This is a genomic window from Fibrella forsythiae, assembly GCF_017353175.1.
Lineage (GTDB): Bacteria > Bacteroidota > Bacteroidia > Cytophagales > Spirosomataceae > Fibrella > Fibrella forsythiae.
Genome location: NZ_JAFMYW010000008.1, coordinates 40,860 through 60,279, shown reverse-complemented (window position 1 = coordinate 60,279; position 19,420 = coordinate 40,860). Strand labels below are relative to the sequence as shown.

General features: G+C 53.0%; 18 protein-coding genes. 10 read left to right on the top strand and 8 right to left on the bottom strand.

What is annotated here, in order from left to right; translation table 11 throughout:
• Window positions 1-18: 18 nt before the first annotated feature.
• Complete coding sequence (locus J2I46_RS23320) at window positions 19-1,233, bottom strand: MFS transporter (protein WP_207331490.1); 1,215 nt, start codon at window positions 1,231-1,233, stop codon at window positions 19-21.
• A 246-nt stretch (window positions 1,234-1,479) separates the two neighbouring features.
• Here J2I46_RS23320 and mazG point away from each other — a divergent pair, with 246 nt between their 5' ends.
• From mazG to J2I46_RS23305, 3 genes are all read left to right on the top strand, one after another.
• Window positions 1,480-2,304, top strand: coding sequence for a nucleoside triphosphate pyrophosphohydrolase (gene mazG, locus J2I46_RS23315; protein ID WP_207331489.1), 825 nt, complete (start codon window positions 1,480-1,482; stop codon window positions 2,302-2,304).
• A gap of 173 nt (window positions 2,305-2,477) precedes the next feature.
• Entirely contained in the window at window positions 2,478-3,341 is an 864-nt protein-coding gene (locus J2I46_RS23310; RefSeq protein ID WP_207331488.1) for an SPFH domain-containing protein, read from the top strand.
• A 97-nt stretch (window positions 3,342-3,438) separates the two neighbouring features.
• Window positions 3,439-3,657, top strand: a complete 219-nt coding sequence (locus J2I46_RS23305) for a type II toxin-antitoxin system antitoxin (protein ID WP_207331487.1) — start codon at window positions 3,439-3,441, stop codon at window positions 3,655-3,657.
• A 4-nt stretch (window positions 3,658-3,661) separates the two neighbouring features.
• Here the strand turns inward: J2I46_RS23305 and J2I46_RS23300 are convergent, their stop codons facing one another.
• From J2I46_RS23300 to J2I46_RS23290, 3 genes are all read right to left on the bottom strand, one after another.
• Window positions 3,662-4,312: a hypothetical protein gene (locus J2I46_RS23300; protein WP_207331486.1), complete on the bottom strand. Its 651-nt coding sequence runs from the start codon at window positions 4,310-4,312 to the stop codon at window positions 3,662-3,664.
• Between the two features lie 372 nt (window positions 4,313-4,684).
• Window positions 4,685-5,452, bottom strand: a complete 768-nt coding sequence (locus tag J2I46_RS23295; protein WP_207331485.1) for a type III pantothenate kinase — start codon at window positions 5,450-5,452, stop codon at window positions 4,685-4,687.
• A gap of 111 nt (window positions 5,453-5,563) precedes the next feature.
• A complete protein-coding gene (locus J2I46_RS23290; protein ID WP_207331484.1) occupies window positions 5,564-6,526 on the bottom strand; it encodes an alpha/beta hydrolase in 963 nt (320 codons plus the stop codon).
• Between the two features lie 229 nt (window positions 6,527-6,755).
• Here J2I46_RS23290 and J2I46_RS23285 point away from each other — a divergent pair, with 229 nt between their 5' ends.
• Window positions 6,756-8,147, top strand: coding sequence for a vanadium-dependent haloperoxidase (locus J2I46_RS23285; protein WP_207331483.1), 1,392 nt, complete (start codon window positions 6,756-6,758; stop codon window positions 8,145-8,147).
• A gap of 74 nt (window positions 8,148-8,221) precedes the next feature.
• Here J2I46_RS23285 and J2I46_RS23280 read toward each other — a convergent pair whose 3' ends face one another.
• Both J2I46_RS23280 and J2I46_RS23275 read right to left on the bottom strand, forming a co-directional pair.
• Window positions 8,222-10,303 (bottom strand): IPT/TIG domain-containing protein, encoded by a 2,082-nt coding sequence (locus J2I46_RS23280; RefSeq protein ID WP_207331482.1) that lies wholly within the window; start codon window positions 10,301-10,303, stop codon window positions 8,222-8,224.
• Window positions 10,304-10,495: 192 nt separating this feature from the next.
• Window positions 10,496-10,930: a cytochrome B gene (locus tag J2I46_RS23275; RefSeq protein ID WP_207331481.1), complete on the bottom strand. Its 435-nt coding sequence runs from the start codon at window positions 10,928-10,930 to the stop codon at window positions 10,496-10,498.
• 80 nt (window positions 10,931-11,010) lie between these two features.
• Here J2I46_RS23275 and J2I46_RS23270 point away from each other — a divergent pair, with 80 nt between their 5' ends.
• Complete coding sequence (locus tag J2I46_RS23270) at window positions 11,011-11,313, top strand: DUF4286 family protein (RefSeq protein ID WP_207331480.1); 303 nt, start codon at window positions 11,011-11,013, stop codon at window positions 11,311-11,313.
• Window positions 11,314-11,363: 50 nt separating this feature from the next.
• On the opposite strand, the gene J2I46_RS23265 is transcribed toward J2I46_RS23270, so the two are convergent.
• Window positions 11,364-12,323 (bottom strand): esterase-like activity of phytase family protein, encoded by a 960-nt coding sequence (locus J2I46_RS23265; protein WP_207331479.1) that lies wholly within the window; start codon window positions 12,321-12,323, stop codon window positions 11,364-11,366.
• Window positions 12,324-12,401: 78 nt separating this feature from the next.
• Here J2I46_RS23265 and J2I46_RS23260 point away from each other — a divergent pair, with 78 nt between their 5' ends.
• Window positions 12,402-13,472 carry a glucose 1-dehydrogenase gene (locus J2I46_RS23260; protein WP_310589075.1) on the top strand — a complete coding sequence of 357 codons (1,071 nt, stop codon included), beginning with the start codon at window positions 12,402-12,404 and terminating at the stop codon, window positions 13,470-13,472.
• A gap of 124 nt (window positions 13,473-13,596) precedes the next feature.
• Here the strand turns inward: J2I46_RS23260 and J2I46_RS23255 are convergent, their stop codons facing one another.
• On the bottom strand, window positions 13,597-14,100 hold the full coding sequence (locus J2I46_RS23255; RefSeq protein ID WP_207331478.1) for a phosphoribosyltransferase family protein: 504 nt from the start codon (window positions 14,098-14,100) through the stop codon (window positions 13,597-13,599).
• Between the two features lie 130 nt (window positions 14,101-14,230).
• Here J2I46_RS23255 and J2I46_RS23250 point away from each other — a divergent pair, with 130 nt between their 5' ends.
• From J2I46_RS23250 to J2I46_RS23235, 4 genes are all read left to right on the top strand, one after another.
• Window positions 14,231-14,653 (top strand): DUF4783 domain-containing protein, encoded by a 423-nt coding sequence (locus J2I46_RS23250; RefSeq protein ID WP_207331477.1) that lies wholly within the window; start codon window positions 14,231-14,233, stop codon window positions 14,651-14,653.
• 240 nt (window positions 14,654-14,893) lie between these two features.
• Window positions 14,894-15,475, top strand: coding sequence for a YcxB family protein (locus J2I46_RS23245; RefSeq protein WP_207331476.1), 582 nt, complete (start codon window positions 14,894-14,896; stop codon window positions 15,473-15,475).
• Between the two features lie 75 nt (window positions 15,476-15,550).
• Window positions 15,551-17,518, top strand: coding sequence for an acetoacetate--CoA ligase (locus J2I46_RS23240; protein WP_207331475.1), 1,968 nt, complete (start codon window positions 15,551-15,553; stop codon window positions 17,516-17,518).
• A gap of 111 nt (window positions 17,519-17,629) precedes the next feature.
• Entirely contained in the window at window positions 17,630-19,324 is a 1,695-nt protein-coding gene (locus J2I46_RS23235; protein ID WP_207331474.1) for a S41 family peptidase, read from the top strand.
• Window positions 19,325-19,420 lie beyond the last annotated feature (96 nt).

The window sequence follows — 19,420 nt, the reverse complement described above, 5'->3', positions numbered from 1 at the left end:
CAGATAACCGATCATTGTTTACTGTTTTATAAAGCGCATAAAGAAAAACCAGCCGAAGAGGGCCATTAGGCCAGCCATAACCAGCGGTAAACTCAGATGAACGGTTTCGATATACCCGGCAATGATGGGTGGCGTAGCAAACGCGGCAGAGACCACCGATTGATTGATTCCCATTAACTTACCCTGACCTTCGGTTCCCGCACTCACCGATACCAGCGCTGTGGCGTTGGGTGAGGTCAGGCCCTGAAAGAACGACATGAGCGGGGCTACCAGAAAAATCTGCCATGATTGCTGCGGTAACAGGAAACACCAGAGCGCCACAGCCAGGCCGGCAACGCTTACCCGCAGGATCTGTTGTGGCGTATAAATTGACGACAGGCGACGTACAACCAGGCCCTGCATGACAACGATACACAGGCCCACGAAACCGAAATAACGGCCAATATGTACCTGATCGAAATCAAACCGCTTGAGCAGGTAAACCGAAAAGAACTGGGTGTAAAAACTAAAACCAAGCGTGTAGAAAAAGACGCCGGCAAACAGAATACGTAACCGACGGCTGGTAAATGCTTCGGCCAGATTACGGAAGCCAGTCAGCGGAGTAATGGGCCTGAGTAGGGGTGTTGTCAGCGTTTCGCGGAAAGTAAACAGCACCATGATGATGTTCAGAACGGCCAGCAGGGCCGCCGCATAGAACGGGGTGGTGAAATTGAACCACGAAACCATTTGTGGGTTGGCCAGTTCGCCGCCCAGTGTGGGGCCGATGATGAATCCCAAGCCAAAGGCTACGCCCATTAACCCAAAGTTTTTGGTACGGGAAGCCGTATCGCTCACATCCGCAATGGCCGACTGGATAATGGCAATGTTTCCGCCGCCAATACCGTAGACGATCCGGCTCAGAAACAGCATCGGCAGGCTACGCTGTTGAATACCCAGTGCGAAAATAAGATAGCCCGACAGCGTTAAGAGCAACGAAAAGAGCAGAATCGGTTTACGACCGTATCGATCTGACAATGCCCCCAGTAGCGGCCCGGAGAAGAAACCGGCAATAGAAAACGAGGCCAGCAGATACCCCAGCAGCACAGTCCGCTCATCGATACTGTATGTACCAGCCAGTAACTCCGAATCGCCCCTGAGCAGGAGTGGGGTAATGGTTGGTGTAGCGATACCAACGCCAACAACGTCGAGAAAAACCGTAAAGAAAATGGTCGTCAGCGGGAGCCGATTGGGCATATGGGAAGGGGAGTTAAAGGAGGAGGGGGAGTTAAAGGAGGAAAGGGAGAATGGAGGAAAGGGAGGAGGGGGAGGAGCGGGGGTAGTAAAGGGGTAAATTTACAAGCGTAAGCAATGATTTCATTCCTTTACCAACCTTCTTCCTTCCTTTTCCCTTCCTCCATTCTCCCTTTCCTCCATCCTCCCTTTCCCCCATTCTCCCTTTTCTCCATCCTCCCTTTCCACCTTTCCCCTTATCTTTACTCTATGACGTTTGACCAACTGCCCCCCCGCCGTCAGCACCAGCTCATGGCTTTTGATCGCCTGCTGACGATCATGGACGAATTGCGTGAACAGTGCCCCTGGGACCGTAAACAGACGATGGAAACGTTGCGCCATCTAACCATTGAAGAAACCTACGAACTCTCTGATGCCATTCTGGAAGGTGACCGCACCGAGATCAAAAAAGAGATCGGTGACCTCATGCTCCACATGGTCTTTTATAGTAAAATCGGCTCAGAAGCCCCCCGGGAAGACGCAACCCGTTTCGATGTGGCCGATGTGCTGCACGGCATCTGCGACAAACTGGTGAGCCGTCATCCGCACATTTACGGCGACGTGGTGGCCGAAACCGAAGCGCAGGTAAAGGCCAATTGGGAGCAACTGAAGTTGAAAGAAGGAAACAAATCGGTGTTGGGGGGCGTGCCCCAATCGCTGCCGGCCCTGGTAAAAGCCATGCGCATTCAGGAAAAAGCGCGCGGAGCCGGTTTCGACTGGGACGAAAAACAGCAGGTCTGGGAGAAAGTTGAGGAAGAAATGCAGGAGTTTAAGGCCGAATTCAACGTTGACAACGGTGAGCCTATCGATGCACAACGGGCTGAAGGCGAATTCGGGGATCTGCTGTTCTCACTCGTCAACTATGCCCGTTTCATCGACCTGAACCCCGAAACGGCGCTGGAACGGACCAACAAGAAATTCATCAAACGCTTCCAGTACCTCGAAGAACGGGCCCGCGCCAACGGACAGGCCCTCCACGAAATGACACTCGCTGAAATGGACGTTTACTGGAACGAAGCAAAGGTTGTGGTGTAAGAGAACCGACGTTTCTGCAACGGCCCGGTTAAGGACGTGGGTACATTCTCAGGTATTCTGTAACAGCCTGTTGCCACTCAACAATAAAACAGCCCGCTGGTCTACAAATCGGCGGGCTGTTTTATTGTCTATGATATTATTGTGATATCAAAACACTATTGCTATCTGAAATCATGACTGAGAAAAACCTTACCTCTATTTCGGGCTATCTGGCCCTGCTGATTGGCTTACTTGGCTTCATTGGTGGCCCAATCATATTCATATCGGGCATTGTTCTGCAAAGTTTATGGCTGGGCATTGTTGGCGGCATACTGTTTTTCGGGGGGCTGATAACGCTCACGGGGTTATCGGTCATCAATCCGAACGAAGCCGTTGTCACTACCTTCTTCGGCGATTACACCGGTACCATGAAGCAGAATGGCCTGCGGTGGGTCAATCCGTTTTACAGCAAAAAGAAGATCAGCCTGCGGGCCCGTAACCTGAACGGACAGACTCTGAAGGTCAACGACAAAATGGGTAATCCGATCGATATTGCCGCCGTAGTGGTCTGGCAGGTAGCCGACACGGCAAAAGCACTGTTTGCGGTCGATGATTACACGCTGTTCGTGCAGATTCAGTCTGAAGCGGCGGTGCGGCATTTAGCTAATTCACATACCTACGATAATGCCGAGGACGGTGAAGTAACATTGCGCGATAACACCGGCCACATCAACGATGTGCTTGAGGTTGAGCTGAACGAGCGGCTTTCCAGAGCGGGCGTGACGATTATCGAAGCCCGGATTAGCCACCTGGCCTATTCGCCCGAAATTGCGGGCGCAATGTTGCAACGGCAGCAGGCATCGGCCGTGGTAGCCGCCCGCCGCCAGATCGTCGATGGGGCTGTGGGAATGGTTGAGATGGCGCTGGCCCGATTGGCCGAGAAGAACGTGGTACACCTCGACGAAGAACGTAAGGCCGCCATGGTCAGTAACCTGCTGGTTGTTCTCTGCGGCGAAAAGAACGTTAGTCCGGTCGTAAACGCCGGGTCGATTTATTAAAAGCGCAGGGCGAAGAACATTGGGCGAGGGGGTGCTTCGATGAAGATCGATGAGCGCCCCTTTTGCCATATGTCTTTGGGGCTGTGCGTCTTTTGCTATGGCAGAAAAAAAAGGATTTCTACTGCGGCTCAGTCCGGAGATGCTGATCGAGCTGGAGCGGTGGGCACAAGACGAATTTCGAAGCGTAAACGGGCAGATCGAATACCTGCTGAACGACGCGCTGAAAAAACGGCGACGTACCCAGAAAGCGACAGACGGTAAGTCAGAGCCAGACGGTAAGTCAGAGCCAGACGGTAATACCAGCCCGGAGCCCTGATGGTTCAGTCGGCCCTGCTGGTTTTCAGTGAAGCGCTTTTGTCGGCGCTCAGGTAATTGTATTGATTGATCAGCAGCAGCCGGGCCAGGGTTGTCGACGTGTCGACATCACGGCTTTTGATGTAGTCAGAGAGTTGCTCCTGGTAGGTTGCCATCATGGGCCAGAGATCAGCGGTGAACATGGCCAGGTCGAAAAACTGGCCATCCCGATTAACCACCATATAATTGAAGTTATCGATGTCTTTCATGAGCTCAGTGTCATCGCTGTATATGGATGGGCGGGTAATTTTGATAAACTCGCGGGCATGCCGTAGCCGACGGTAAACGGTCAGCGGGCCGGTTGCCAGTTCTTCCAGAAAAACCGGGTGGCTAAACTGTTCCGGTTTAGGCAGCTCTACCGAGCTAAATCGACGGAGTATCTGCTGGTTTGCGTCATAAAAAGCAAATGAATCCGCATTCCCTGCCGAATAGGCCTTCACCAGCCCGTTGTTTAGCCGTACCTGCACTACCTCAACTTTCCAGTTATAACTGAGCTTGCCTTCAACCTTGCGGCCATCAGCGAGTATAACGTACCCGGTATTCCAGGTGGGCGAGCCCGCCAGCAGTTCAACGCTGACCGCTACTGTAATCAGAACGGCAAATAGTACCTTTTTCATAACGTTGGATAAGACCCGTTTGAACTGTTCCTGAATCGCTTTCAGGGCAATTCCGGCTCGGGTCTATCCAACCTGAATGAATATCATGCCAACGGCACAGCAGCAGATGGAGCCGCCCTCCAACGCCGGTTTTGAATAGGTATTTTATATATGTAAAAACATTAATATATCAGAATTGGCCGCCGTTGGCTCTATAAAATTTGGCCGACGGTTCGGTCAGCTAATTTTTTGTCTGTTATTCGCCGTTGGGTGGCCTGTACAGCCATTGCCTCATTTTGCGGTCACTAAGAAAAAGAAAAACTGCTAGTTGCCTGGATAACAGCCAGATGAGGAATTATATCTACAGCGAAATGTACCGGCAGCGGTCATTTTTCATCGCCGCGCATAATCGCCAATCAGTCGGATCCCGTCGAGGGTAAGCGACGGAATTACCTCAACGAACTCATCGTGTAATGACGGGATTGCTTTCGACAGGCCGCCTGTTGCCACAGCAAGGCATTCACCGCCTACCTCTCTGCGTATTCGGTTGATCAGACTGCGCACCAGGCCCTCATAGCCCATCACGACGCCCGCCTGAATGGCATGAACTGTATTCTGGCCAAGAGCCGATGTGGGAAGCTCAATGGGAACTTCGGGAAGTTGGGCTGTATTGGCAAATAGCGAACGGATGGCGGTTTTCAATCCCGGCGCAATAGCCACGCCCAGAATTTTTCCGTCGGCACCTACCGTAGTGAAGGTTAGGGCTGTGCCGAAATCAACAATTATACAGGGTCGCTCGTAGCGGGTATGGGCAGCAACGGCATTGGCAACCAGGTCCGTACCAATTTCCTGCGGCCGTAAGACAGTTACAGGCAGTTGATCATATACAGACGGGCTAACAACCACGGGCTCAATGCCGAACAGATCGCCCACTGCTTCGCGCACATTGGCCGTTAGGGCCGGTACCACGCTGCTGATCGTAGCCTGGGTAATCTGGCTTAGGGTCAGATTGGCTTCCAGTAGCCAGAGCCGAAGTTTGCGCTGATAAAAAGCAGCTGGCTGCATGGGTGAGCTGGGCGTTCGCCAGATGTGGCGCCAGGTGTCGTTGTCGTACAGGCCAAACACCACATCGGAATTGCCAATATCGAGAGTAAGGGTCATGGAAAGGAGTTTACTGTTTACCGTTTACTATCTTCTGTTACGCTGCTCAGGTACGTACCGTTCTAACAAGCAGCGCAACAGAAGACAGTAAACGGTAAACAGAAGACTAGCTTATTGTTGATGGAATTGCGAGCCGATAAATTTCAGGGCATCGGGCAGGCCGGTGCGCCAGTATGTCCAGGTATGGGCACCATCGCGTACGCGGTACTCGTGCGGAACTTTCCGGCCGATGAGCGCCATATGTAGTTGTGCGTTGGCGGCGGTGAGGAAGTCGTCGTCGCCGCAATCCAGGTACCAGCGTACTTTCTTCAGGTCACCTTCCGGCGCAGACGTTGCCAGCGTCAAGGGGCTGTTGCGTTTATAGTGGGCCGTTATCCGTTCGTCGCCTTTCACGGGGCCGCTAAACAGGAAGCTGAACGTCTTATTATATTGGTCGTCGGGCATGGCTTTCATGGTTTCGTCGGTAAAAACGGCCGCGCTCAGGGCCGCGCAGGAGCCGAACAGGTCGGGATGGTGCATGGCCAGCAGCAGTGATCCGTGCCCCCCCATAGACAACCCCGAAATGCCCCGATATTCCCGTTTGGTACGGGTGCGGTAGGTAGAGTCGATGTGCGGGATGAATTCTGTCACAAACATGTCTTCGTACCGTGTTTTGTTCAGGTAGTCATTCATGTACCAGGTCACGCCGCCATCGGGCATAACCACAATCATCGGCGGCAACGTACCTGCCTTTATACCCTCGTCGATGATCCGATCTGCTTCGCCAAACTGGGTCCAGCCGGTTTCGTCATCGGTGTAGCCGTGGAGGAGATAGACCACCGGATAGCGGCGGTTAGACACGTAGTAATCGGGTGGAAGATAGATCGAGTACCGAACGCTCCGGTTCATCAGTGAACTGCTCATAGTAACACTTTCGAGCAAATGCGCTTGCGGAGCCATCATCACCGGCAGCGGCGAACCGGTAGTGGGCAAGGGTTGAACATTCGCATTCAGCCGTCGGCGGTTCTGCCCTTGTACCACAGAAGACAGGCTGACCAGGGCCAGGAGAAATAGCAGAAATGAGCTGGATTTCATAAAAGCAAAAATTGGAGAAGACGAGCTGTAAGCTATCATATTTGGTCGAAATAAACGGAACACAGAGAAAAATCAAGGGAAATCGGTCTGTTAGTCAGCGGCTTTTATCATATGTTGAAAATGGAGGTCAAAAATTGGCAACGTTTTTGCGTGGTAGTCGGGAGATTAACAGCCTCCTCGTCAAGAATTTACTTCTTCCTTTCATCTGCTTATGCTATCACCCATACCGATGTTTTTCTCTTTACGTCGTGTACGCTTAAACATCCCGATTCGGCATGGCTTCATCGCCCTGCTGGCCGTAACGGCGCTACAAGCCTGCCGCCCCAACGAAGATCAGACGGCGGTAACTCCGCAAGCCAACACAGCCGACTCGTATAGCAACGACGTAGCGCTCCAGTGGAGCAGCATGCACCTGAAACTGGTTCGGAATAGCCCTGGCCAAACGCCTCCGGTTGCTTCGCGTACGTTTAGCTACGCTGGTCTTGCCATGTATGAATCGCTGGTGGCGGGGATGCCCGGAAACCAGTCGATGGCTGGCCAACTGCAGGGGCTAGCTACGTTGCCAACTGTGCAGTCGGGGCAAACCTACAACTGGGCAATAAGTGCAAACGCTGCCGAAGCCGAAATCCTGCGTGGGCTGTTTGCCAATACCACCGCCGCTTATAAAACCAAAATCGATTCGCTTGAAACGGTTATCTTCAACCAGTACAAAGGCACAGATGCCGTAGCCAGCAACCGGTCTGCAGCGTACGGAAAAAGCGTAGCTCAAGCCATTTTCGAATGGTCGAAGACGGATGGCGGGCACGAGGGGTATAACCGCAACTTTCCTGCTGATTTTGTGCCTTCTACCGAGCCAGGTACGTGGCGTCCAACTGAAAATGGCCGTGCTATCCCGATGCAACCGTATTGGGGTAAAAACCGGACCATGCTAGCCAGTACTGCAGCGATGCCTATGCCGGTACCACTACCCATCTCAACGCAGGTAACTTCGCCCTATTTTGCGCAGTACCTGGAAGTGTACGCCAAGAACATTAACCTCTCGCAGGCAGAGAAAGAAACGTCTATCTGGTGGGCCGATGATCCGAGCGAAACATTTACCCCGCCCGGTCACTCGTACAACCTGGCGCGCATTGCCATTCAGACCGATAAAGTTGGGCTTGGTAAGGCAGCCGAAACGTTTGCCCGTGTGGGTATTGCCGTTACAGACGCCTTCATCGCCTGCTGGAAGTGTAAATACGTGTATAACAATGAACGCCCATACACGTTCGTGCGCCGGGCCATCGACCCAAACTGGGTTCCATTCTGGCCTGCACCGCCTTTCCCCGGCTTTGCATCGGGGCACTCCACGCAATCAGCTGCCGCTGCCATTGTGCTGACTGATCTATACGGCTCTGCGTTTGCCTTTACCGATGATTCACACGTTGGCCGCGTTCGCGATACAAAACGCAATGCCGACTTTAAGGCCCGTTCGTTTCGTTCGTTCTGGGAAGCCGCCGAAGAATCAGGGTATTCGCGTTTTCTGGGCGGTATTCATACCCGGCAAGATAATGAAGTGGGCCTGAAAGAAGGGCGTACCATTGGTCAGAATATCAATGCACTTCGCTGGAAACGCATCCAGTAATCAGCAACGTACCTGCCTAAAAAAAAGGTTGCCAGATGAACGGCAACCTTTTTTTTAGGCAGGTACGTTGCTGATTACTTTGTCACAACAAATGACTCTGTAGTGCATACCGTGCCAGAATCAGTGGTCAGACAGACTGTGCCGCTGAGGGCGTCGGCAGGGACGGTGGCAATCAGCGTGTTGCCAACAAGGCGGAACCGGGCTGCCGTTGAAACGCCCCCACCAAAGCGCACCTCTACGACGTCGCTCAGGTTCTGACCGGTGAAGGTAACGTCTGTACCCACCTTACCTGTTTTTGGGGTAAAGGTCACGCCCGCCACTACCCGCTGCACATCGAATAGCGCCGTGGTACAGGCAAAGCCAGCCGGATTGGTGAAGCAAATGGTGCCATCAACGGCGTTGGCCGGTACAATGATTTTCATTTGTCCGTTACCCAGGCGCTGGAACGTAGCGGCCAATGAAGCACCCCCGCCAAACCGAACGTCGGTAACGTCTTCAAGAAACTGACCTGTTACCGTAATCTCGTCACCAACCCGGCCTTTTGTAGGCGTGAAAACAACGCCCGACACAGGCCGAACAGGCGTAAAAGCATCAGAGGTGAAGGCCGTTGGCGAGTCGGTGGTAAGGCGGAACTGACCGGGCTGTGCGTCATCGGGAACGCGTACCCAGATTTCTGTATCGTCGTTGCGCCCGTCATTGGTGGCCGGGTTTGCCGCACCGGTAAACTGAACGACGGCGTCGCGCAGCCAATTGCCTTTAATGACCATTCGACCACCGGCAGGCCAGCGGCGCGGGTAATCTGTTACAACTGGTGCCTGAACCACCGTCAGCGAGCGCACCGACGTAGCCGCGCCTGCCCGGTTGGTGGCTATAATAGGGCCGGTAGTAGCATCGCTCGGTACAAAAAACTGAAAATCAGTGCCTTCGTTGCGTGCGTTCACCGTGACAGGCTTACCATTCAGGCTTACCTGCTGGATGCGCCGGAGGTTCTGCCCCGTTACAACCACGAGTTTATTGATTCCTCGCCGCAACGGGGTGAAAACCAGGTTGGATGGGGGGAGAATATAAATAAATGGCTGAGAAATAGACACACTACCACCCAGGCCGTTCAGGCTAATTGTGATCTCGCCGTCCTGGCTGCGGGCAGGTACAGTAGCCTCAATCTGCGTATCGCTCAGAATACGAAACTGGGCCGCTGTGTTGCCAAACGACACGCTCGTAATGTCGCGTAGGTTCAGGCCTGTCAGCAGAATCTTATCGCCGGTGATTCCCTCCATCGGGCTCGGATTGGTCGTTATGACCGGGGTACCGGCTACATAGATACTATCGGCACTAAGGCCAACCAGTCGCTCGAAAACCGTTACGCTGAGTCGCCCGCTGGTGGCATCGACGGGGACAATGGCTTTAATTTCGGTGTCGGTAATGCGGGTAGTGGTGGGGTCGGGAGCCGCCCGGTTGATGCGAAGCAGACCATCTGACAGATAGCGGCCCTGAATAGTGATCTCCTGCCCAACGCGAACCCGTTTGGGCGAAAAGCCCGTGATTTCAGGCGTGCCAGCCACCAGGTAGGTCAACTCATTGGTTGTGCCGCCCTCTGTAACCACCTTCAGTTTAACAAAGCCACGCGACAGCTTCGGCGGGATCGTAACGAGCACTTCGCCTGGTGAGACAACCGTGAACGAGGAAGCACGGGTAGTATCGAACAGAACCGTCTGAAGCAGGTCCAGATTATTACCGTTGATACGGATAGTGGCACCGGGAGCGGCGTTTGTTGGTAAAACGGCGTTGTCGGCGTTTAGCGTAGGCTGCGGCTGGATAACGGTGAAACTCAGTGGTGGAGCCATCCCCTGACTATTGGCTACCTGAACCTGAGTGGGGCCGGTGGGCATGCGGGGCACAAGAACCACCAGGCTACCATCTGAACTGGATTGAACCGTAGCCTGTACTGCCGTTTCTGCCTGCCCAAACGTAACGAGCGGACTGCTGCCAAACTGGGCACCCCGCAACTCAACCGGGCGGCCAATGTCGTACCGGTTCGGGCTGACGCTCCAGAGTTCGGGCGGAAACTGCTCGACTTTGCACCCCAGGGCCATCATCACCAACGCTACGCCAACGGCGAATCGCCACCCCTTTTTCTTCTGTACACAGTCTCTCATCTACGCCTTTTGTATCGAATTTACAAAATTAACATCCAGCCTGCTGCAAAACCGAAGATTAATGAATAATGTATACTACCGCCGTACCCTCCGGTTGAATACGCCAAAACGATAAATGGCGTTGCCGAATCCCCGAAAGGTATCGTCAACGCCATTTAGCAGCCTGTTTGCCGACGCACTCAGCCCTGTTTCTTAAAACGTACCGGCTCCCAGATTGCGGAATGCCCAGGGAATGCCGGCCAGAATCAGAATCAGACCGACGCCGTAAAACAAACCCACCAGCCGGTGCTTCTGCGTATCGCCACTGGCCCGCTTCGAGCGCGAATAACCAATGGTGATGGCAATGATAGCCAGTAGCATAATGGTGATGTGCTCTACGCTGTAGAACCGAACAACCCGATTGCTCATGCCGCTGAAATCAACTTTCGGGCTGATGAAGTAGAGAATCAGGCCAATCACCAGTTGGGTATGCACAGAAATAAGAGTGAACAGATACAGTTTGCGGTTGCCTTCGGTGAATGATTTGTTTCCCATCCAGCGACTAACTGACACGAAAACAGCCGCCAGCAACAGTACCAGCGCGACCCAGCGAAGCCCCGAATGGGCATGAACTAATCCGGTATACATAGTGTAGGTTTATCAAAATTAATGTTGGTGCAAAGAAACAGACAAACGGCTGATTCATGCCCCAACTACCCAACGATTCAATGATTCTTTACAATATCACCTACAATATCGACCAGCAGATCGAGCGGGAGTGGCTACGCTGGATGAAAGACGAGCACGTACCTGCCGTTGTTGCCACAGGCCTGACCATGCAGAATAACGCGTTGAAACTCCTGACCGAAATCGAAAACGGTGGGGCTACCTACACGTTTCAGTATTGGTTTCAGACCATGGAAGACTTTGTGACCTACCAAAGCCTGCACCAGCCTGCCCTGCAACAGCAGGTAGCCGACCGCTACGCCAACCGGTATGTCTCTTTCCGCACGCTGCTGGAAGAAATCTAGTTGGGGAGTTGGTTAACTGGTTACTGGATAACCAGGCAACCAGTTAACCGTTATCTGCTAAGGAAAATCAACTGAGTGTACTGGCATTTTCCGCCTTTTTCCCGGGGGCAATCCCCGCCGTTGTCGTCAGAGATGATAACGAGCCTCTGCCTGTCCAACTGGGCGGGCATCCAGGCCATTCCCTCCAGATTATCGATTCGGCTGCCCTTGAGCATGGTGTTGAAATCGAATACCAGCTTTTTGGCTGGCGCAACCAGCGAGGTGTTTTCGACAAACGTGACCTCATATAGTTTGGCAAACGAGGAATCCCGACTGCCGTCGTAGAAGCGCTCAAGCACCAGCAGCGTATTTCTGCCCGACCACAGAATTTCGGAGATACCTCCGTATCGCTCTGAAGATGCCAACGCTGGCATTTGGTCGCGGGGGTAGCCAAACTGCTTTGGGTTGCTCAACGACGTACCTGACCAGTTGTAGCGGTAAAACTGTACGGTCGGCTGGTTACCATCGGTGGGTGCCCAGCCTGCTTCGGGTGCCAGCCAAACCGTTGAGTCGGCGCCCAGGGCCAGACCCTCTATGCCTTTGTTATGAAAAGGCAGGGGGGTGATCCGATTGAATACCGTGATTGACTTTGGTTGATCAGCCCGGGGGAGCGAATCGTGGCAGAAAAACGCGTAGCTACTCCCTGCATCGTTTTCTTCAACGGTGCCGAAATACGTGCGACTGGCAGCATCATACCGTAGCGCTTCCAGTTGCAAACCGGTATTGGGGCCTCGCATGGCCTGCTCGTAGTGGGTCAGACTGGGCGTTCGCCACTGCTCGCCCCGGTCGCCAACCAGTTGCCAGACACCCGCCTCCGGGATGAAATCAAGGCCGGAGATGGTATGAAGGCCAGCCTCTTTGGGAACGTTCAGCGCGGTGTCTAACCGGAAAATCTGGCCCAGCGTGGGTAGGCTGGCAAGGCAAAAACCAAGCAGTACAAGCAGGTTTTTTCGGTAAACGGGAATAAGCATGATGCGTGTGGTTTGGTAGGAAATTGCGAGGTAACGTATCCAGTGCCAGACAAATATACGTTTTTGTAAACCTGCGAAATGTCAGTCAGGGCAACGTACCTGGCCAGGGGAATAGACCCATTGGCTAACTGTCGGGCACATGGCTCGGGCTCATCCCTGATGAGTTGGGTTACCAAGAAAGCTCCGCTGCTGTGCCGATCAGGCATCCAGGCCAGAAAACGGCCGTTTCGGGGCGTTCAAACCACGAATCAAATGACAACCATCGACCTTTCGAAACCCCAGGACCCCCGTTACCAATATCCGGCCCCGCCCTACGACCAGCAGGAACCGCAACAACCACCAGGGCAAGACGCCACCATGAACCCCAAACCCGATTATGGCGAGCAGTCATATAAAGGCAGTGGTAAGCTAACGGGGCGGAAAGCGCTCATTACGGGTGCCGACAGCGGGATTGGCCGGGCGGTAGCGCTGGCCTTCGCCCGTGAAGGAGCCGATGTGCTCATCTCCTATCTGAACGAAGAGAGCGACGCCCGCGAAACCGCCCGGCTGGTGGAAGAATCGGGCCAGAAGGCCGTGTTGATGAGCGGTGATATTCAGCAGGAAAGCCATTGCCAGCAACTGGTACAGAAGGCGCTGGACGAGTTCGGCCAGCTGGATATTCTGGTGAACAACGCCGGCTATCAGATGACGCATGAGAAAATTACGGAGATCACGGCCGAGGAAATCGACCAGACGTTCCGTACCAACGTGTTTGCCATGTTCTATCTCTGCAAGGCGGCAATGCCTCACCTGAAACCCGGCGGTTCCATTATCAATACCACATCCATTCAGGGTTACCAGCCAAAGCCACAACTGCTGGCCTACGCTGCCACCAAAGCCGCCATCGCCAACTTCACCAAAGCCCTGGCCGAAGAAGCCATTGAGCAGGGTGTTCGGGTAAATGCCGTAGCCCCCGGCCCTGTCTGGACGCCCTTCATTCCGACCACAATGCCTAAAGAACAATACGAAAAATTCGGGGCCGATACCCTGTTTGGCCGCACTGCTCAGCCAGTTGAACTCGCGCCGGTGTATGTGTTGCTCGCCTCGCAGGAGGCCAGCTTTATCACAGGCATGATCTACGGCGTAACGGGCGGTAAACCAATGGTGTAAGTCGGTTAGTCGGGTATGCTTTTCTGCCTGGAAACAAAAAAAGTTGTAGGCATACGCACCAGCAAACAGGTTGCGTATGCCTACGACTTTTTTTACTGAAAAACGGATCAGTAAGGTCCCGAATCTAACGTAGATACACGCCTTCGCGGGCTGAATCGCTCAGGATCACGTCGACGTGTTCATTGAGCGTAGTGACTAGTTCCAGGCCAATGAAATCGGCTGCAATTGGGTAGCGGGGGTGGTTCCGGTTCACCAGCACGGCTACCTGAATTTTGCGAACCGGCACCGACAGAAACGGCTGGAGACTAAATGCCAGCGTCCGGCCTGAGTACAGCACATCGTCGATCAGAACTACCACCCGGTCGGTATACGTACCTGAACTGCCCGGAAGTTCAATGACAGGCTGGGCCTTTTGCGACTTATCGAGATCAATCTGAACCAGTGTTACCGAGAACGGGGCAATCTGCTTAAGCTCGTCGGCCAGGCGGCGGGCCAGTTCGTAGCCTTCACCCGCTACGCCGGCCAGCACAAGGGCGGCCTCATCGAAGTTGGTTTCATACAACTGACTGGCAATGCGGCGGACCTTCTGGCGGATCTGGTCGGCCGATAAAATTTGTGTGGGATTCATTAGCAAAGACCCGGCCAAACCAGGCAATAAAATGGCTGCAAAAATGAGGAAATTAACATGGGTTTATGCGATTTGTTTGGCACAGTTTTAGCCAATAGCTGTATACCCATCCAGAAACAACCTCATTACAATGACTCGCATTATCATGTTTTTAAAGGCAAAATCGATTGGTTTGCTTATTGGAATACTTTGGGCTACGTTATCCTGTTTTACCAATACACTAGATCCTGCTCAGGCCATCGGTGTATCGATGCAGACCGGCGAAGCCCGCCAACTGGCTACTCTTTTCGACAAAGATCTGGAATTACGCATTGATCCGGTTGGAGTTAATTTCCCATCGATACAGGCTAACCAGGCTGAAATGATCATGCGTTCTTTTTTTAGGAAATACCCGCCGAACCGTTTCCAAACAGTAGACCAAGGTAATACACCGCACCTTAAATACACTACTGGTACCTACTGGTCTGGCTCGCGCTCCTTTCACGTTAATGTGCTGATGCACCAGACAACCCCCGGCCATTATCTGATTCACTCGATTCTGGTGAACGACTAAGGAAGACACAGGCCATCGGCCGCCGGATTACGGCAGGTTTAGTGTGGCTCAAGGTCTATCGTACGCTGGCTTACCTGAACACAGCCTGGCCTCTGTTTCGCTTTATAACATCAATTCCAAAATCCGAAATTCTCCTTTATGTGGCAGGCTGTTGTTGAGATAAGCACCGGACTTGCGACTTATGACTAAATACACTTACGACTTAGTACTATCTTTGCACTTTCTCTATGGAAGTTCGCAATGACCATTAAAACCAAGAAATACGCTTTAGATCAAAAGACGTACATCAATTTAGCTATTCGGCAGTGGGTACGTGACAACTGGCTATGGAGCGGCGTACCGCTGGCTCTGATTCTGATCAACGCCATTCTAAACCTGACGGGTGTTTATCCCAACTACTGGATATACGTTGTCGTTATTCTACTCACCATCATTTACGTGCTGTTCTGGGCCGTGCAGTTCACGGGCGTTTCGCAGTCGGAGCAGTTCAAGCCGATGTTTGAAAAGTACGTTTATGAAATAGATAGCCGCCATATCATGATGAAGCTGAATGCTAAAGAGGGCGGTATGCTGAAATGGGATATGATTAAGGCGGCGGTGAAAGATAAAAACGCTTACGTACTTCAGCTGGGTAACGGCCTCGATGGTGCCAACACGCCCACCATGAATTTCTTTATGAAATACCTGGCGAAACAGATGGGCCGGGCACAATTCCTGTATTTGCCGTTTTCGATCTTCACCAGCGAAAGCGATCAGCGCTTCATGGACCTGCTGTTACGCCGAAAAGGGCTACTGCTCGAAGACGTGAAAGAGACCAAATAATATAAGCCATACGCGAACAGAACGGGCTTCGGCGTTACCTTCTCAGGAACGCCGAAGCCCGTTCTGTTTTTGCCCATGATCCAACCCACCGCCTCGCCTAATGGCGCCCTCTGGACGCCCAGTGCCCGTTTCCAGCATCAATCGCGTTTAAAACACTTCATTGATCATCTGTTCGTCAAACATGGTCTCTATCTGCGTCATTATGATGACCTGTGGAACTGGTCAGTTACGAACCTCGATGATTTCTGGGAAGCTGTTGCCGCCTATTTCGAGATTCAGTTCCACACGCCCTATCAGGACATCCTGATTCGGCCCCGGCATGGCATGATTGGCACACGCTGGTTTACCGGTGCCACGGTCAATTATGCCGAACATATTTTCCGCAACGCCAACACGCAGTACCCGGCATTACTGTTTGCGTCAGAAAAAAATCGGTTACGCGCTTTGTCGTGGGCCGAACTGGCCTACCAGGTAGGCGCACTGGCGCAGTTTTTGCGCCAGCAGGGCGTTGGCGCTGGCGATCGGGTGGTGGCACTGTTACCTAACGTACCTGAGGCCGTGGTCGGGTTTCTGGCTACACAGTCGCTGGGAGCCGTGTGGTCTAGCTGTTCACCCGATTTTGGCACCGCCAGCGTACTCGATCGGTTCGGGCAGATCGAGCCGAAGGTGCTGCTCATGGCCGATGGCTACACCTACAATGGCAAAGCCATTAATAAACTAGCTGATCTGGGTACGTTACGTCAGGGCCTGCCCACCGTGCAGCAAATAATCTGGGTGCCCTTCCTGAACCCCAGTGCCTTAACACCCGCCGGCGTCATTCTGTGGGAAGAAGTCATCAGAACACCATTTACTGAACTGGTTTTCACGCCTGTTCCCTTCGACCACCCCATGTGGGTGTTATTCTCGTCGGGCACTACCGGTAAACCCAAAGCCATTACCCACAGTGTTGGCGGTTGTTTGATTGAACACCTGAAAACGCTGGCCCTGCATCAGGATGTGCACCCGGGCGAACGATATTTCTGGTACTCGACTACCGGCTGGATGATGTGGAATTTTTCGGTGGCCTCGCTGCTTGTCGGCGCAACGCTGGTACTCTACGAAGGATCACCGGCTTACCCGGATATCAACCGGCTCTGGCAATTCATTGAACAGGCGCAGATCACGCATTTCGGTGGCGGGGCCGCCTACTTTCTGGCCTGTATGCGGGCAGGACTGACACCCGGCAAAACCACTGGCCTGCGATCGCTCCGAACCATTGGCGCCACCGGCTCACCCTTACCGCCTGAAGGCTTCCGCTGGGTTTATGAATCGGTTCGTTCTGATGTCTGGCTCATCTCATTTAGTGGCGGTACCGATGTGTGCAGTGGCTTTGTGGGTGGGAATCCGCTGGCTCCGGTGGTGGCGGGCGAAATTCAGTGCCGACTATTGGGGTGTAAGGTAGAGGCCTACGACGAACATGGTGAACCCGTACGGGAAGCCCTGGGCGAGATGATGATTCTGGAACCGATGCCGTCTATGCCGATCTACTTTTGGAATGACCCCAACAATGAACGCTACCGGAACAGCTATTTCGAGAACGACCCCGATATTTGGCGGCATGGCGACTGGATCAAGATTACCGATCGGGGTAGTGTGATCATCTACGGCCGGTCAGATGCTACCCTCAACCGGGATGGCGTACGAATTGGAACGGCAGAGATCTACTCGGCAGTAGAAAGCCTGCCTGAAGTGGCCGACAGCCTGGTGGTAGGCATTGAACTACCCGACGGCAACTACCGGATGCCCTTATTTGTGGTATTGCGTAACGAATATGCGCTCACCGACGAGCTAATCAATAAAATCAAGCAAACACTTAAAATCCAATATAGCCCCCGGCACGTACCTGATAACATCTATCAGATTGCCGAGGTACCTTATACGATCAGCGGGAAGAAGATGGAAACACCCGTAAAAAAAATTCTGATGGGGCAGCAGGCCAACCGTGTTGCCAGCCCCGATACCATGCGAAATCCTGGTGCACTAACGGCCTTCGAACATATTTGATCGACTTTAGATAATACCATTGATTTTCGCTCATTTTATCCGCTCCGGGCAAACATTAATGAACTACATTAGTGTTACTCCTGCATACGCAACAATCTGACGAACACCTCAATGGCACTGAACGATTCTACTCCAACGCCCGAACGGATTTCTAATGACCGGACCATCGTTCGGCTGCCTATGCTGTTGGGGCTTACCCTGGCCGGCGGGGTGCTGATTGGTGCTTCCTTTTTTGGCGGAACCAAAGGCCTGAACTCCATTGGCCGGGGGTATACCAAGTATAAAGAGATTCTGCAACTGATTGAAAATAACTATGTTGACTCGGTGAACACCGATGATCTGGTCGACTTCTCCATCACCAAAATGCTGGAAAAGCTTGATCCGCATACGGCTTATCTGAACCCGACAGATGCCGTAGCGGCCCGCTCGCAGCTGGAGGGCGGCTTCGATGGCATTGGCGTCGAGTTCAACATCTTTGCCGACACCGTTTATGTGGTTACGCCGCTGGCTGGTGGCCCTTCCGAAACGGCCGGTATCCGTAGCGGCGACAAGATCCTGAAAGTCGATGATACATCCCTCACATCGAAGGGAGTAGACAACAGTGCGGTTTATAAGGCCATGCGCGGTAAACGCGGCACCGAAGTACGCCTGACGGTGCTTTCTAAAGGTCAGAAACCCCGCGTTGTAACCGTCACCCGCGACCGTATTCCAACGTATGCTGTTGACGCCGCCTACATGACTGACGCCCAAACGGGCTACCTGAAAGTGAACCGCTTCTCTGATTCGGCTTATGAAGAACTCAGAAATGCGCTGGCCGGTCTGAAACAGCAGGGTATGAAACAACTGGTGCTCGATCTGCGCAATAACCCCGGCGGCTATCTTGATCGGGCCACTAACATGGCCGACGAGTTCATCGACGGAAACAAGTTGCTGGTGTATACCGACGGGAAAGATGACCGCTACGACCGGAAATACTTTGCCAAACTGAATGGTCAGTTTGAAGATGGCGCCCTGATCGTGTTGATCGACGAAGGCAGCGCATCGGCGTCAGAGATTCTGGCGGGTGCCCTGCAAGACCACGACCGGGGGTATATCGTTGGTCGCCGCTCGTTCGGTAAGGGGCTGGTGCAAATGCCCGTTCAATTGTCTGACGGTTCAGAACTCCGCCTGACCATTTCGCGCTATTACACACCCACTGGCCGGAGCATCCAGAAACCATACGTACCTGGCCAGGAGGGCGATTACGAAAAAGAGCTCGAACTACGCTCAAAACGGGGCGAATATTACGTGGCCGACAGCATCAAGAACGACCCGAAGAACGTATTCAAAACAGATAAAGGCCGCACGGTCTACGGGGGCGGTGGTATCACACCCGATTACTTCGTGCCTCGCGATTCGAGCTGGCAAACAGCTTATCTGGGTCAGTTATACGCCAAGAACATTATCCGCGAATATGCCCTTTCATACGCCAACGATAATCGCGCCCGTCTGGAGAAAATGCCGTTCGCTGAGTTTGATAAAGCCGTGAACCTGACCGACGAGCAGCTAAGCACTATGAATAAAGCAGCTACGGCTGAAGGCGTGAAGTTCAACGCCGCCGAATTTGCCCGCTCGAAGAATTATATACGTACCCAGACAAAAGCGCTCATTGCCAGGTACGTCTATCAGAAAGCGAACAAAGGCGGTCAGAACAATGAATTCTACCGCGTCATGAACACCGCAGATAATACGTACGTGAAAGCGCTAACGCTATTTGATAAGGCGCAGGAACTTGAGTTCGGCCCCAAAGCGGTGGGGAAAAAATAAGTTTACAGTTTGCTGTTTACAGTTTTCCGCTGCTTCACTAATTAAGGATTCGTTCAAATGTGGAGCAACAGAAGACTGTAAGCCGCAAACTGTAAA